This is a genomic window from Xenorhabdus ehlersii (assembly GCF_003610465.1).
Lineage (GTDB): Bacteria > Pseudomonadota > Gammaproteobacteria > Enterobacterales > Enterobacteriaceae > Xenorhabdus > Xenorhabdus ehlersii.
Map to the genome: position 1 here is coordinate 18,383 of NZ_RAQI01000006.1, position 14,709 is coordinate 33,091.

17 protein-coding genes are annotated in these 14,709 nt (G+C 50.0%); all 17 read left to right on the top strand.

From position 1 onward, the window contains the following. Positions 1-22: 22 nt before the first annotated feature. On the top strand, positions 23-349 hold the full coding sequence (locus tag BDE27_RS16405; RefSeq protein ID WP_099133920.1) for a head-tail connector protein: 327 nt from the start codon (positions 23-25) through the stop codon (positions 347-349). Between the two features lie 8 nt (positions 350-357). Further along, positions 358-678: a phage head closure protein gene (locus BDE27_RS16410; protein WP_099133921.1), complete on the top strand. Its 321-nt coding sequence runs from the start codon at positions 358-360 to the stop codon at positions 676-678. After that, positions 675-1,118: an HK97-gp10 family putative phage morphogenesis protein gene (locus BDE27_RS16415; RefSeq protein WP_099133922.1), complete on the top strand. Its 444-nt coding sequence runs from the start codon at positions 675-677 to the stop codon at positions 1,116-1,118. The genes BDE27_RS16410 and BDE27_RS16415 overlap by 4 nt, the downstream gene beginning before the upstream one ends. A 149-nt stretch (positions 1,119-1,267) precedes the next feature. Then, entirely contained in the window at positions 1,268-1,450 is a 183-nt protein-coding gene (locus tag BDE27_RS20070; RefSeq protein WP_244208822.1) for a hypothetical protein, read from the top strand. A gap of 34 nt (positions 1,451-1,484) precedes the next feature. Further along, positions 1,485-1,946 (top strand): phage tail tube protein, encoded by a 462-nt coding sequence (locus BDE27_RS16425; protein ID WP_099133924.1) that lies wholly within the window; start codon positions 1,485-1,487, stop codon positions 1,944-1,946. A gap of 4 nt (positions 1,947-1,950) precedes the next feature. After that, the gene (locus tag BDE27_RS16430) at positions 1,951-2,331 is read left to right on the top strand and encodes a phage tail assembly chaperone (protein WP_099133925.1); all 381 of its coding nucleotides are present in this window, start codon (positions 1,951-1,953) and stop codon (positions 2,329-2,331) included. Between the two features lie 8 nt (positions 2,332-2,339). Then, positions 2,340-2,606 (top strand): phage tail assembly protein T, encoded by a 267-nt coding sequence (locus BDE27_RS16435; RefSeq protein ID WP_099133926.1) that lies wholly within the window; start codon positions 2,340-2,342, stop codon positions 2,604-2,606. An 8-nt stretch (positions 2,607-2,614) separates the two neighbouring features. Beyond that, on the top strand, positions 2,615-6,079 hold the full coding sequence (locus BDE27_RS16440; protein WP_099133927.1) for a tape measure protein: 3,465 nt from the start codon (positions 2,615-2,617) through the stop codon (positions 6,077-6,079). Continuing rightward, positions 6,079-6,411, top strand: coding sequence for a phage tail protein (locus tag BDE27_RS16445; RefSeq protein WP_099133928.1), 333 nt, complete (start codon positions 6,079-6,081; stop codon positions 6,409-6,411). Before BDE27_RS16440 ends, BDE27_RS16445 begins: the two co-directional genes overlap by 1 nt. 9 nt (positions 6,412-6,420) lie before the next feature. Further along, the gene (locus BDE27_RS16450) at positions 6,421-7,173 is read left to right on the top strand and encodes a phage minor tail protein L (RefSeq protein WP_208638609.1); all 753 of its coding nucleotides are present in this window, start codon (positions 6,421-6,423) and stop codon (positions 7,171-7,173) included. A gap of 2 nt (positions 7,174-7,175) precedes the next feature. Further along, entirely contained in the window at positions 7,176-7,895 is a 720-nt protein-coding gene (locus BDE27_RS16455) for a C40 family peptidase (protein ID WP_099133930.1), read from the top strand. Between the two features lie 46 nt (positions 7,896-7,941). Then, on the top strand, positions 7,942-8,304 hold the full coding sequence (locus BDE27_RS16460) for a hypothetical protein (protein ID WP_099133931.1): 363 nt from the start codon (positions 7,942-7,944) through the stop codon (positions 8,302-8,304). A 37-nt stretch (positions 8,305-8,341) separates the two neighbouring features. Then, entirely contained in the window at positions 8,342-9,070 is a 729-nt protein-coding gene (locus tag BDE27_RS16465; RefSeq protein WP_099133932.1) for a tail assembly protein, read from the top strand. A gap of 3 nt (positions 9,071-9,073) precedes the next feature. Further along, positions 9,074-12,454, top strand: coding sequence for a TipJ family phage tail tip protein (locus BDE27_RS16470; protein ID WP_120211390.1), 3,381 nt, complete (start codon positions 9,074-9,076; stop codon positions 12,452-12,454). Continuing rightward, positions 12,451-12,750 (top strand): hypothetical protein, encoded by a 300-nt coding sequence (locus tag BDE27_RS16475; protein WP_099134086.1) that lies wholly within the window; start codon positions 12,451-12,453, stop codon positions 12,748-12,750. Before BDE27_RS16470 ends, BDE27_RS16475 begins: the two co-directional genes overlap by 4 nt. A 6-nt stretch (positions 12,751-12,756) precedes the next feature. After that, positions 12,757-13,410, top strand: a complete 654-nt coding sequence (locus BDE27_RS16480; protein ID WP_099134085.1) for a hypothetical protein — start codon at positions 12,757-12,759, stop codon at positions 13,408-13,410. Between the two features lie 24 nt (positions 13,411-13,434). Next, positions 13,435-14,616, top strand: a complete 1,182-nt coding sequence (locus BDE27_RS20075) for a phage tail fiber protein (protein ID WP_244208823.1) — start codon at positions 13,435-13,437, stop codon at positions 14,614-14,616. The last annotated feature ends 93 nt before the right edge of the window (positions 14,617-14,709 follow it).

Sequence of the window (14,709 nt, forward strand, 5' to 3'; positions counted from 1 at the left end):
GCCTTTTTATGACAGGTGACGGATGATACCCCTTTCAATGATTAAAGATCATTGCCGGATAGACTCACCCGCTGATGATGCACTGCTCCGGCAATACGAAAACGCCGCCATTCACTATGTCCTGAATTACACCGACAGAAAAACCCTGCACACACCGAAAGAAGAGATAACCCCAGCTCAGGCGACGGATAACGCACTGGTGTTAGACGAGGCCGTTACTCAGGCCATATTATTGCTGATCGGGCACTGGTATGAGAATCGGACAGCGGTTGTTGTGGGGCAGTCGGCGGCAATCATTCCTTTTGCAGTCAAGGCATTACTGCAACCCTATAAACGTTACAGCCTGTGAGGTAAATCATGGACATTGGCAGGCTTCGCCATCGAATTAACATTCAGGGTATCCGCACCCATCGAACACCATCGGGCAGCGTAATGAAAGAGCGTTACACCGTGGCGACGGTTTGGGCGGAGGTGAAATTCATTAGCGGTCGAGAGCTGGTGGCATCCAAGGCGGTGTTGTCTGAAAGCCTCGTTCGGTTCTGGATACGTTATCGCAGTGATATCAATGCCGCGATGGAGATCATTTTCAAAGGCAACACGTACGCGATTCAGGCGGTGATGCCGGACAATAAGTTAACCCTGTTAGAACTGCTTTGTCAGGAGGGAGTTAAACAATGACGATAGTGGATTTTTCGGGGTTTCGCGAATTATCGCGAGATCTGGAGTTGCTCAGTAAAGCCGAAAGCGACAAAGTCTTGCGCAAAGGCACTTACGCGGGGGCGAAAATCCTGCGTGACGAAACCCGTAAACGGGCACCGGTCAGAACCGGCAAACTCAAAAAAAATATCATGGCGGTCAACCGACGAAAACAGCGGGATGGCTCAATTTCTTCCGGTGTCTATGTGCGCGGTTCGAATAAATCCGGCACGAACAGTGATACCCGCATGAAGAAAAACGACCCGCGCAACGCCTACTACTGGCGCTTTCTGGAAAAAGGCACGTCGAAAATGGCCCCGCAGCCGTTTATTGATCCGACGTTTGATGCTAAAGCTGACGAAGCCGCCAACGTCGCTTTTGACATTGCCCTGAAAGCCATTGATGAGGTACTGGCAAAATGAAAGATGGCGACCTGTTTAAACGGTTAGATCCCGTATTGCCCGGCCGGGTTTTTCCTTACTTAATTCCGCCGACCGAAAGAGGTTCTGACTCCCCGTGGTGCATATTTTCCACGTACAGCCTCTACACTGATGTGCTGAGTGGTCACTCCGTGAAAATGACGCGAATTCAGATTGATGTCTACGCGACGACGATTGAGCGCGCTGAACAGATTTGTGACGACGCATTTAATGCCATCAAACCTCTACAACCTGTCGAAGTGGAACGTGAGAACAGTTTCGAGTATGACACTGAACTCTACCGCGCCACCATGACAGGCAAAATCTACACTTAACCCTTTATTACTGAACCCTGCCGGAGATAAATCCATGGCTAAATTTGAAAAGACCCTTGAGACGTCGTTATCGGTTTCAGCCGAAGCGACGAATGATGCCACGAACACCCTTATCAAATGGGTGGCTATTGACACCTCAGTGAAAGAGATTAATTACACCGGCGGTCAAAAAAGTGACATTGAGGTCACCACGCTCGGCTCCCGCGAACAGGAGATGATTAATGGCTTGGCGGCACCCGCTGAAATCACCCTTTCCGGGCACTGGACAGCCGAAGAGGAAGGGCAGGACATCCTGCGTCTGGCCTACAACACCGACCACGCCTATGCTTTCCGCGTCCAGTTCCCCAGTGGTAATGGCTACACCTTTCTGGCTGAGGTCAGACAGGAATCATGGAGCGCAGCCGCGAACGGCATCGTGAATGCCTCATTCACCCTGCGCATGAAAGGGCGCCCAACGCCGCTGAATAAAAAATCAACATCACCCCAGAAAGGATAATCCCATGAATCTTCGCCAACTGGCGTTAACCCCGCGTCTGGGGTTTCGCACCAAAACCGTGACCGTACAAGAGTGGCATAACGCCACGGTTATCCTGCGTGAACCTTCTGCCGCCGCATGGGTCGCATGGAATGAGATCATGCAGCCGGAAACCGAGGAGGAGGCACCTCTGTCGGTCGCAGAGAAGGTATTGCGTAATACCCGTGCCGATGTCGCGCTCTTTATTGCGGTGTTGTGTGATGAGCAGGGTGTGCCGGTCTTCACGCCGGAGGACACCGATGAGGTGATGAAAATCTACGCCCCTGCGCATGCCCGTCTGTTGCATCAGGCACTCAGTCTGGTGACTGACCGTGACGAAGCTGAAAAAAAGTCAGATCCCCATTGACCTCCTTCATGCTGACACTTGCTTTGCGACTGGGTAAAACCTTGTCTGAGCTGCAGGGCGGGTTAAGCGCCAGTGAATTAATGCTGTGGATGGCTTACGACCGTACCAGCCCCCTCAGCGACCGCAGAGGCGATATTCAGGCGGCACAAATCGCCTCTGCGGTCTATCAATCACAGGGCGCAAAAATCAGTTTGAGCGACGCACTGCTTAAATGGGGAGATTCAGACGAAGAGAAACGAGACGACTTTGAAGACTTCTTTGCTAACCTCACATAGGTGACATTGTGGCAAAACTCCGCGAACTTATTATAAAAATATCGGCGAATTCAAGCTCATACCAGAGTGAAATTGCCAAGGCCGCCCGTCTGGGGGAAAGCTATCACCGGGTGATGGAAGGTGGTAACCGGCGCTCCGCCGCTGCCGTCCGGGGCAGTAGCGCTGCTTTGCGGGATCTGAATAACCAACTGGTTTCTGTCAAAGCGTCCGCGATTGGCCTGACGGGGGCGTTTGCGGGCATTTTTGCAACCAATAAACTGGTTGAAACGGCGGACAAATGGACAAACTTAAATGCCCGTTTAAAGCTGGCAACGTCATCCAGTGTAGACTTGGCGAACAGCCAGCGTTTACTCATGGAAATGAGTCAGAAAACCGGCACGTCATTTGAGGCCAATGCCACCGTCTTTGCCCGTGCAGCCGCCCCTATGCGAGCACTGAAATACGCCTCGCAGGATATCGTCAATATGACGGAAGTCCTGTCAACGGGACTGAGGATATCAGGGGCGAGTGCCTCAGAATCCAGTTCGGTATTGGTTCAGTTCTCGCAAGCGATGTCGTCCGGCGTGCTGCGCGGGGAAGAATTTAACGCAATGGCGGAGAACGGCAGCCGAATCATTCAGGCGCTGGCGGATGGCATGGGGGTTGCCAGAACGAAATTAAAAGGCATGGCGGATAACGGGTTGCTGACGATGGAAAAAGTCATTCCCGCCTTGTTGAGCCAGCTGGAGAAACTGAAAACGGAAGGCGGCTCAATGGGAGCAACGGTCGAGAAATCGTTAACCCGCGTTCAGAATGCCTTTATGCAGTGGGTGGGCGGGGCTAACGAGGCTACAGGGACAACCCGCGTGCTCGCCGGGACATTGGATTACTTGTCTAAAAATATCAACGATGTCGCGGCGGCGGGCATGGTAGTCGCTGGTCTGTTCGGGGCAAAAGCGCTGGGTAACAGGACGCTGGCAATTCACGCCTCAACGTCGGCGTTGATCCAAAACACAAAAGCGGAGATAAATAACGCCAATCAGGCCTACCACAATTCTCGTATCCAGGTGGAAAATGCGAGAGCGACCGAGCGTCAGGCTCAGCGCCATGTACTGGCGGCGCGTTCAGCACTGCTTCATACCACCAACGCGCAACAATTTGCCGCCGCTCAGAGTAGATTAAACCGCGCGATAGAAGCACAGGCAAAAGCCCATGCCGTTGTTGCGCAAAGTATAGCGGCCAGAACAGCGGCTCAGTCAAGACTGAATGCGGTGACCTCTCTCGGAAGAAGAATGGGTGGCGCACTGCTCGGTGCTGTTGGTGGATTGCCGGGGGTGCTGGTTATGGCATCCGCCGCGGCATACATGTTGTACCAAAACCAGAGGCAGGCTAAAGAAGAAGCACTGGCGTATGCGAACACCATCGATACCATCAAAGACAAACTAGGAGCGTTATCACTCATCCAATTGGATGACGAAACCAAGAAGATAAAAAATGCCATCGGAGCGGTTAGAGATGAATTAGATGCATTAAAGACAGATCTTAAAGTCAAAGAGTCTCAGCTTAACGATGCTAAATTCTTAGCAAATTCATCCGGTCAAGCTGCCCGATGGGGACAAAGCCCCACATACTTTAAAAGCACTGCTGCGGGCACAGAGCGAGCCATTCTCGTTTTGAAAGAGAAGATAAACGAGAGAGAAGCGAAAAGTATTGAATTAAATGAAGCACTGGTTGCCCTGCAAGAAAAATTCAGGTCGAAAGTGGACGAAACCTTGATCGCCAGCAAAAACAGCCAGTATTCAACGGAACGTATTGTTGCTGAGTTTAACAAAGTCCCCAGTATAGCTGAAAAAACAAACAATGCGTTATCTTTCGGTACTAGCAAGTTGGACGATGCAGCCGCCCGTGCACTGGCTTTCGCTAACAACATGGGTGCAGTGTCGTCAAACACAATGGCAGCAGTTAACCGCATCAATCTGCTTATCAGCGCAATGAAAGCACCGGAGCTGTCTGCTTCTCAGTCGTCAATGATGGATAAACAGGTTGACCGATTAGAACTATCAAAATATACGGGGCGGGAGAAACAACAGAAACAACTAGAGCTTGACGCGAAAAACAACAACCTGCCCGCGCCCTATGCGGACAGCTACATAAGAATGGGTATGCAGAGCTACGATAATGAGGAGGCCGCGAGAAAAAGAGAGTCCGAAGCCAAAGAAGCCCGAAATGCGGCAGAAAGCGCCGCCCGGAAAGCTGCAAAAGCAGTGGAAGATTACACGAATAAAGTAGCCGAACTTAACACACAACTGACAACAGAAGCGATTCGCTATAAGGAAGGTAACGCAGCTGCCGAGCTATTCGCCGCTTCAATGGCATCTGGTAAAAACTTCACAAAAGAACAAAACGACGAAATTGGTAGACTCAATAAAACACTGGGAGAAGCCAAGCAGCGTTATCAGGATTTACAGGCTGCTATTGAGGCTGATCCGTTCCGCCATGTTGCCAAAAGAACTCAGGAGGCGACCGAACAACTCCAGCGGCAGAAGGCCAATGGTCAGATTGAGTCACCCGCCGAGTACACTTACCGAAAAAGTGAAATCTGGAAAGACGAGGTGAGAGGCAAGGCGGAGGCCAGCCAGCAGTATGCGGTTTCTGCGAAAAATGACCTATTGGGCGATGTTGATCCGATTCAGGATATTGAAAACCAGCTGGAACGTAAGAAAGCCCTTTATCAGGCTTACGCTGACGAGGATGTGATAACCCAGCAACGTAAAGGTGAGCTTATTCTTGCTGCCGAACGCGATACGGACAGCAAACGTATTGAAGCTGCCAAACAGGTCTTTGCGAGTCAGGGTGAGTTGCAGTCACTTGCTGTCACGATGTTTGAAACCACGCAGGAGCGAATGGGAAACATGATCACCGGCCTCCTGACCGGGAGCAAATCCCTGCGGGAAGGGATGTCGGAGCTGTTCGCGTCTCTGGCGCAGGATGTGGTTAAGAGTCTGATTAAAATGGCAGCACAGGCACTGATCACCAGTACCATTATGAAAGGCATGGAGTCGATGGGGGGGGGTGGTGGAATGTTCAGCGGCTTTGCCTCCATGTTCACCAAGAACGCCAAAGGGGGCGTTTACCAGTCAGCCAATTTAAGCCAGTACAGCGGGCAGATTGTCAGTAGTCCCACCATGTTTGCTTTCGCCAAAGGTGCAGGACTGATGGGAGAGGCGGGTCCCGAAGCTATCATGCCATTGGACAGAATGAGCGACGGCAATCTGGGCGTTCGGGCGATCACCCCAAAGGGATTGGGAGGCAAGGATAATACAAATATCAATGTCTACATCACAGACGGAAAAACAGAAAGCTCCTCAACAAGCGGCGACAACGAAGCGTTCGGGCGTCGCTTTGCTCAGGCTGTCGCCCAAGTTTATTACGCCGAACGTGACAGAGATTTGCGACAAGGCGGCGCGATCAACAAAGTGATAAGAGGGCGATAATGGAAACGTTTAAATGGCTGCCACGAGTGAATGCCAGTTCCAATGTTGAGTTTGCGATCCGAAAGGCTAAGTTCGGCGACGGATATGAACAGGTCTCTGGCGCGGGAATTAATCCCAAATCGATGAGGTGGAGCGTTGATTTTGTCGGCAATGAAAAATACATCGCTGAAATTATCGCATTCTTTGATCGACACACAGGCCATACGCCATTCATCTGGAAGCCACCGCTTGCAGATCAAGGTTTGTTCCGGTGTGAAAGTTACAAATATCAGGCGATTGACTACAAAACCTATGCCCTTTCAACCGAATTCATTGAAGCGCACGCGCCATAGCGGAGGATAATCGTGTTTACTGCTGATGTACAAAAATTGGACGCCGGTAATATTGTCCGGCTCTATGAGATTGATGGGACAAAATTCGGTGCCGACGTGCTCCGTTTTCATGCTCATGGCATGCCCGTGACATCCGGTGAGATCGAGGCCGCAAAGAAGGCGGGGAGTCAGCCGCAGCCAAAGTCCCTCTGGTGGCAGGGTGTGGAATATAAGCCGTGGCCTGTCCAGATAGAAGATCTGGGGATGTCCACGGATGGGCAGGCTGCCCGCCCTCGATTATCCGTCGCCAATATTGAGGGAACGGTCACCGCGCTATGTTTGCAATTTGACGACATGGTGCAGGCCAAAGTGGTGATTCACGATACTTTTGTTCATTATCTGGATGCCAAAAATTTTCCTAAGGGTAACCCTACCGCCGATCCACAGCAGGAGCGTAAGCTCATGTTTTATGTGAACAGGAAAATATCCGAAACGGATACGACCGTGGTTTTTGAGCTGGCAAGTCCGGCATCACTGGACGGCCTGATTATTCCCACCCGGCAAATTCACGGCGTGTGCACGTGGTGCGCTCGCGGTTGGTACAAAACAGGTCAGGGCTGTGACTATGCCGGAACGAAATATTTTGATATCGACAACAACCCGATTGATGATCCCAGTAAAGACCGCTGCCCCGGCACTGTGATTGCCTGTAAATTGCGCCACGGTGAGGACAGCGCCCTGCCATTCGGTGGATTTCCGGCGTCGTCTCTGATCAGGAGATAATTATGCGTGATAAGACACTGGCGGCAATATTTGAGCATGCTAAACGGGAATACCCAAATGAATGTTGCGGTGTAATCGCTCAAAAAAGTCGCGTAGAAAAATACCTGCCCTGTAAAAATTTATCCCCCAATCCTACTGAACAGTTTCAGCTAGATCCCGGCGATTATCTGGCCGCCTCGATGTGGGGAACCATTACTGGTATCGTTCACAGTCACCCGGACGCAACCACTCAGCCCAGTGATCTGGATGAGGCGCAGTGCGATTTCACCGAGCTACCGTGGCATATTGTGAGTTACCCGGAAAGCGATCTGCGGACAATCTATCCTCGGGGTGAACTGCCTTTGACAGGGCGTCCATTTGTGCTGGGGATTTATGATTGCTACGGCCTCATTATGAGCTATTACCGCCAGCAATACGGCATTGAACTGAATGACTATCGGGTTAATTATCCTTGGTGGGAGCGGGGTGAGAACCTCTACATGGAGAATTTTGAGAAAGCCGGTTTTATTGAAGTCACGAGCGACCCGCAGGCGGGTGATGTGGTACTTATGCAGATTCAGGCGGATGTACCCAATCATGCCGGAATTTTACTGGAGGGTAATTTATTACTGCATCATCTTTATGGGCAGTTGAGCCAGAAAGTGCCGTATGGTGGCTATTGGAAAGATCGCACAATTAGAATGGTCAGGTATGGCGGGTGCTTGCCAGATAAGTTTCTCTGATGTGTAATAGATGACATGTGATTTTTAACTAACCAGAGAAACTATAATGAAAAAAATAAAATACGTGATTATCTTAGTAATCGCTATTTTGGTAGTATCCGGCATATTAGACATATTCAGTCAAAATGGACTGTACGGATTCTATAAGAGAAAGGTCGCAGAATCAGTGATTTCCGATGACGTAAAGGACCCGACATCGGTATTATTTAAAGACTTATATGTCAGTAAAAAGCGCTTTAATGTTGTCTGTGGCAAGATGAATGCTAAAAACGGATTCGGTGCATATGTCGGTTGGAAAGCGTTCGTTACTGTCGATAAAATCCCCATCATAGAAGATGTAGAGTATCCATCTTGGTATCTTAATTTTGATAAGGAATGGTACGAATACTGTTACGAATCAGATGAATAACTGAACCCTCTTCGGAGGGTTTTTTTATAGGTGAAATATGACTTATACAGATCCCCCACTTCGTACAATCCACCTGCATGGTGTTCTGGACGCCAAATTCGGCGCCACATTTGAATACGCAGCCAGAGATGCCCCGCACGCTATCAGAGCCATGAGTAAACTCATTAACGGTTTCGAGGCGTTCATGCTTAGCGCCCACAAGCAGGGCTTCACATTTTCGATCATTGTGGGTGGCAGGAGCTACAACAAAGATGAACTAGACATGACTAAAGGTGACAGTGATATCCATATTATGCCCGTAATCACAGGCAGCAAACGTGCTGGATTGTTCAATGTCGTCTTAGGTATCGCCCTGATTGTGGTCGCATGGTGGAACCCGTTGAGCTGGAGCGCCTCGACAGCGTTATTTGTCGGTGCGTCAGGCGCATCAATGGCAATGGGCGGAGTTTCTCAAATGCTCGCGCCTCAACCGCCGGGATTGGGTATGCGTGAATCACCGGACAATAAACCCAGTTACGCCTTTGGCAGCCCCGTCAATACGACGGCGCAGGGCAACCCTGTTCCTATTCTCTATGGTTCGCGCGAAATCGGCGGGGCCATTATTTCCGCTGGCGTCTACACCGAAGATCAGTATCAAACAGAGCAGATTGAGAGGCAGAGAAAATACAATTTTGGTGAGATCCTAAAAGGAAAACCACACGAAGACAGGAACGAAAAAAAAGACCAAGAGTGGCGTAAAAAAGAAGAAGAGAAACGGAAGGGGTAAATGATGACTATAACAGGGGCGAAAGGTGGCGGTGGTGGACGAACACCGGTAGAGATGCCTGATAATATACAATCCAATGCAAAAGCGCGGGTGCTATTGGCACTGGGGGAAGGGGAATTTGCGGGTGGACTCGCTGGCACCAACATATATCTGGACAACACACCGATTATTGGCCCCGATGGTACGCCCAATTTTGAGGGGGTGCGGTGGGAGTTTCGCCCCGGTACTCAGTATCAGGAATATATCAAGGGAATGCCTGCGGCGGAAAATGAAATTCGGATTGGCACAGAAATAAAAGCCGTCGCGCCTTGGACAAAATATATATCCAATACAAAATTATCTGCCGTTCGTGTACGTCTCGGCTGGCCTGCATTGAGAATGCAAAAAGAGAACGCGGATACGGTCGGCTATCGCATTGATTTTTCTATTGAGTTATCGACAGATGGCGGTAGCTACCAGACTATTTTTGATACCTGTATTGATGCCAAAACCACCACGTTGTATGAACGCTCATATCGCATCAACCTGCCTGATGCAAAAACAGGCTGGACTATTCGGGTTGTCAGAAAAACACCGAACAGTACCAGTGAGCGGATTGTGGATAAAATGAACGTCATGGCGTTCACTGAAATTATTGACGCCAAATTACGCTATCCAAATACCGCACTGTTGTATGTTGAATTTGACGCACGGTTATTTAATGGCAATGTGCCGCTGATTTCATGTAAACCAGCGGGGCGCATCATTCGCGTGCCATCTAATTACGACCCGGAACTGCGTACATATACGGGCATCTGGAATGGAACATTTAAATGGGCGCACAGCAATAACCCAGCATGGGTGCTGTATGACCTGTTACTGAATGATCTGTGCGGACTCGGTGACAAAATCGACAGGACGCAAATTGATGAAACCGAGTTATATCGCGTGGCGCAATACTGCGATCAGCCTGTCCCTGATGGGCGAGGTGGCATGGAGCCGCGATTTACCTGTGATGTCTATATCCAGTCTCGCGAAGATGCATATAAGGTGCTAACTGATATTGGTGCGATATTCCGTGGTTCAGTTTACTGGGGAGCTAACCAGTTTGTGGCCATAGCGGACATGCCGGATGACATCAAATATATCTTTACTCAGGCCAGTGTTATTAATGGCGATTTCATCTACAGTGGCGGTAGTGAACGTAACCGCAGCACGGTTGCAATGGTGAGCTGGTCAAATCCAGACAACCACTACAATGATGAGGTTGAAGTTGTTTCAGATGATAACTTAATCCGCCGCTATGGTATCAATCAAATCGACATCGCCGCCATTGGCTGTACCCGTCAGAGTGAGGCGCAACGCCGGGGTAAATGGGCAATCCTGACCAATTCACATGACGCAATGATTTCATTCCGTGTGGGGCTGGATGGCCAAATCCCCATGCCCGGTCAAATAATTGGCGTGGCGCACAAGAACAGAGCCGGGCGTGTTATGGGGGGGCGCATTCAGTCGGTTAATGATCGCAATATCACCCTAGACCGCAAACTAGAGGCCGCGCCCGGTGACCGATTATTGGTCAATCTGCCCTCTGGTGTATCACAGGGTCGAACCATACAGGCCATTAATGACAATGTCGTGACGGTCACTACCGCTTACAGTGAAACACCGAGAGCGGAATCAGGCTGGGCTGTGGATGCTAATGATTTATTCATTCAGCAATATCGCGTTGTCGGTATCAAGGACAACAACGATGGCACATTCGAAATCAACGGAATTTATCATGATCCTGACAAGTACGCCCGCGTAGACACAGGTGCGCGCATTGACGAGCGTCCTATTTCTGTCATTCCGGCCAGCATCCAGTCGCCACCGCCCTCAGTCAATATCACGGGATTTTCATTCGTTCAGCAGGGAATATCTACCACCACTGTACGGATCTCATGGGAGGCGGCGGAGGGTGCGATTGCCTATGTAGGGGAATGGCGCAGAGACAGTGGTAACTGGATCTCCATTCCCCGCTCTGCATCTTTGGGTTTTGAGATACCTAACGCCTATTCAGGAAGATATCAGGCGCGTATCAAGGCCATAAATTCCTTTGATATACCGAGCTTATTCGTCTCTTCTGAGGAGGTGAATATCACGGGAAAACAAGGCAATCCTCCCGCGCCTTTGGCATTCCGTACGACACCGATCATCTTCGGTATCCAGTTGGATTGGGGTTTTGCCGCCCAGACTGATGACACACTGAAAACCGAAATCCAGTACAGCCCGACCAATGACGGTGAGGGGCTGATGTTGCTGGCGGATATTCCCTACCCGCAACATACGCACACCATGCAGGGACTGGCGGCCGGTGTGGCATTTTGGTTCCGTGCGAGGCTGGTGGATAAATCCGGCAACCAATCCCCGTGGACAGCGTTTATCCGGGGCGAGTCTTCGACAGACACAAGCTGGATAGTGGAGGCAACCGGTAATGTGTTCCTCACCGCCGAGGCTGGGAAACGGTTGCAGTCTGACATGAACTGGAACGCTGAAACTGCCCTGATACTCACCAACGCGCAGCAGCAATTATCCCGGGAACTGATGGTGCGTGACGGGGAGAGTAAGGCGGAGATTAGCGAGTTATGGCAAGTGCGGGCAACCGATAACGAGGCATGGGCGCAAAGAGTCACAGATATCAACTCACAGCTGGGAACCAATACCTCCCGCATCAAAACAGTTGAAACCACGATAGCTGAACGGGATAAATCGTTTGGTCAGCAATTTACCGAAATCCGTACTCACATCGGGAACACTAACGATAGTGTGGGTAAAATTGCTGCGGATGTGGTGACTAACAAACAGGCAATATCCAGTACACAGAAAGCGGTCGCTGAATCGGCACAACAGGTTCAGGCGCAATTTGGCAAACAGCAGGCGATTATCAACAGTAAAATGCAGGCGGAATTTAGTCAGAATGCCGGTTACGCCATCCACAGCGTGAATATCACCATTAACCGCAATGGCACAAAATATAATGCGGGCGGGATGGTGATTAGCGGTGAATTTAAGAACGGCAGGCTGGAGTCGTATATTGGATTTTCTGCCAATAATATTGCGTTCTATAACCCAGCTAACGGCAAATTAGAGCCGTTTATGACGGTGAAGAATGGTCAGGTGTTTATCAGGGACGGGTTTATTGATAAAGGCTATATCAGGGAAATTATTTTATCTGATGCTATCAGGTCAAAAAACTATGTGCAGTACCGGGCGGGCTTTTTGATTAATGCGGTCACTGGCGCTTTTGAATTTAATGACATGCGTTCCCGGGCAGGGTTACGCTGGGCGAATGGGGCAATTGCGTGTTATGACCAGAACGGACGGGTCAGGGCAGCAATGGGGTATATAGGACAATTTCGATGAGTGATTATGGTTTTGGTGTGTGGGACGAGCAGGGGCGGCAGCGTAATACCGGCATCCGTCCTTTTCTTTATGCGGGATTTATGAAACTGACCAGTGGGCAGACGACAGGCGCACTGACTGTCCCCCGTGAACCGATGAGTGACGGCCTCCGTTTGTCTTATGTTTTTATGTGTACACAAACAGGGGGCTGGCCGAATGAAAAACGCCAGTTTTTGGTGAGAGACAATCAAATCATTATTTCAACCGGGCGCAATGTGGCTGCTGAGGGTTGGCTGATTGCGTATTATACAGCGTGAGGAACTATGGACTGGGGCGCATTTTTAACAACAAATGAAGGGGTTCCGTGGTGGACACCCAAAACGACACCGCTCTCTTTTGTGCGGAAAATATCGGTCACCGTTGGCCGATGGTATGAACATATAGACACGCACATTAACACAACACAGCCGTGCATGGCGTTTATGTGCGTGCATACTGATAGTGCATGGAATGCACCGTATGGTGAACTCAGTAGTGAAAAAGGACGCTGGAATATTGAGTTATCAGCGCCGGATGCCCGTACCCCGGTGTTGTGTGATATTTACCTGTTTACCCTGGTTTATCCGCAGCCCGTTCCCGACTGGGGGATTGCTGTCTGGGATGAGAACGGAAAATGCGTCCTGACCAGCGACACAAACCCGCTGGCTATTGCCGGGGAATACAACACTAAACAGCAAATGACATTGCGGGGGAAACGCGCCCTGTTAATGCAAACGACAGGCTGGGTGAGTTCGACAATCGATATCCCCGAAGACCTACCCAGACTACAATACAGGGACACGTCTTTCTCTGCGTTTTTCAATGGACAATCTACACAATTTATTCCGGCAGCCGTATCCGGCGCAACATCCCTGATTGTTGAGGTCAGGGTAGAGGATCTGACCAGCCCATATATTGACTGCGCTCTTTACGATTAACGACGACTATTTCAGGAACCTATCATGTTCTATTCACAAGGCACCATCTCCACGGTGTCCGGCTCGGCTATTGTCCGCAGCACGGGCACGCAATTTAAATCGAATATCAACGGCGTTGCACCCGGACAGATTATATTAATCCGGTCAGACAACAACAATTTAATCCACATGATTCAGGCGGTGAACTCGGATACCGAGCTGGTACTGGCGGATAACGTTGCTGTCACCCTGAATAATGCGAAATACCAGATTCAGACCACGGTTCCCGATTCCATCATGGATGGTGTCCGGCATATGGTAGCCAACAACAGTTATATTACCCAGTTCCTCCAGAATATGGACAAATGGATGTCACAGAATGGGACAATCAACGTGACCTTGCCGAATGGTCAAACCGTGTCGTTGCAATCGATACGGGCACTACAGGCGGCAATGGAGGGGAAACTGGATAAGCGCCAGAACGGGGCGGATATTCCGAATAAAGCGGAGTTTGTGCGAAATATTGGATTAGAAGGTGCGGTTATCCAAAATCAACCCGCCTCGTTTGACGGGGTGGAGGTTAAAGGCGACGGTTGGCGTAATTTTCTCATCAAACACGATAGTGGACTGGATGTGAATTTTGGCTCACAAGGTGATTATGGATATGTAATTATTCAAGAGGGCGTCATCGACCGGTCTGGTTTTATATTTCGAAAAGGGGTGCACGGTGATGTTTTGGCGCTTGGATGGAATGGTAATGTATATGTAGCCGAAGGGGGGTTCATCAAAAAAGCTTCCCCCATCATCCAAATTTTCCCCGATGGCACATTCATCACCAACGACGAATCCGAGGGTGCCATTGTCACCAAACTCGGCCTCGGTCACTATCAGGTCTCTGGCGTTCTGGGCTATAACGCTGATGGCGCATGGGGCGTGCATGGCGGTATCTCATCGCCGAAGAATAACAACGGGCTGGAACTTATCTACATTGATGACAGGGTACAAAAGGACGGCAGTATCATGATTGAGACCTTCCACCGTCAGCATTCGCACTTGCCTGAACGGTTCCAGAACAAGCGGATAAAAGCTATTGTCGATGAGGAAAAGGTTTACTATCAGGACGGTGAACCCTGTGACATTCCCGAAGGTACTCGCTTAGATGTCCGTGTCCAGATGCCAGAGAATTCTATCTGGAATCAGCAACAAAGATTATCTGAGTCAAAATAATATAGGGGCTGCGCGCCCCTTATGCCAGCAGATTCGGTGTGGAATTTGGGGCAGGGGGAGGCAGAGGTAGGTGAGTAATCTGTTGATATAAAA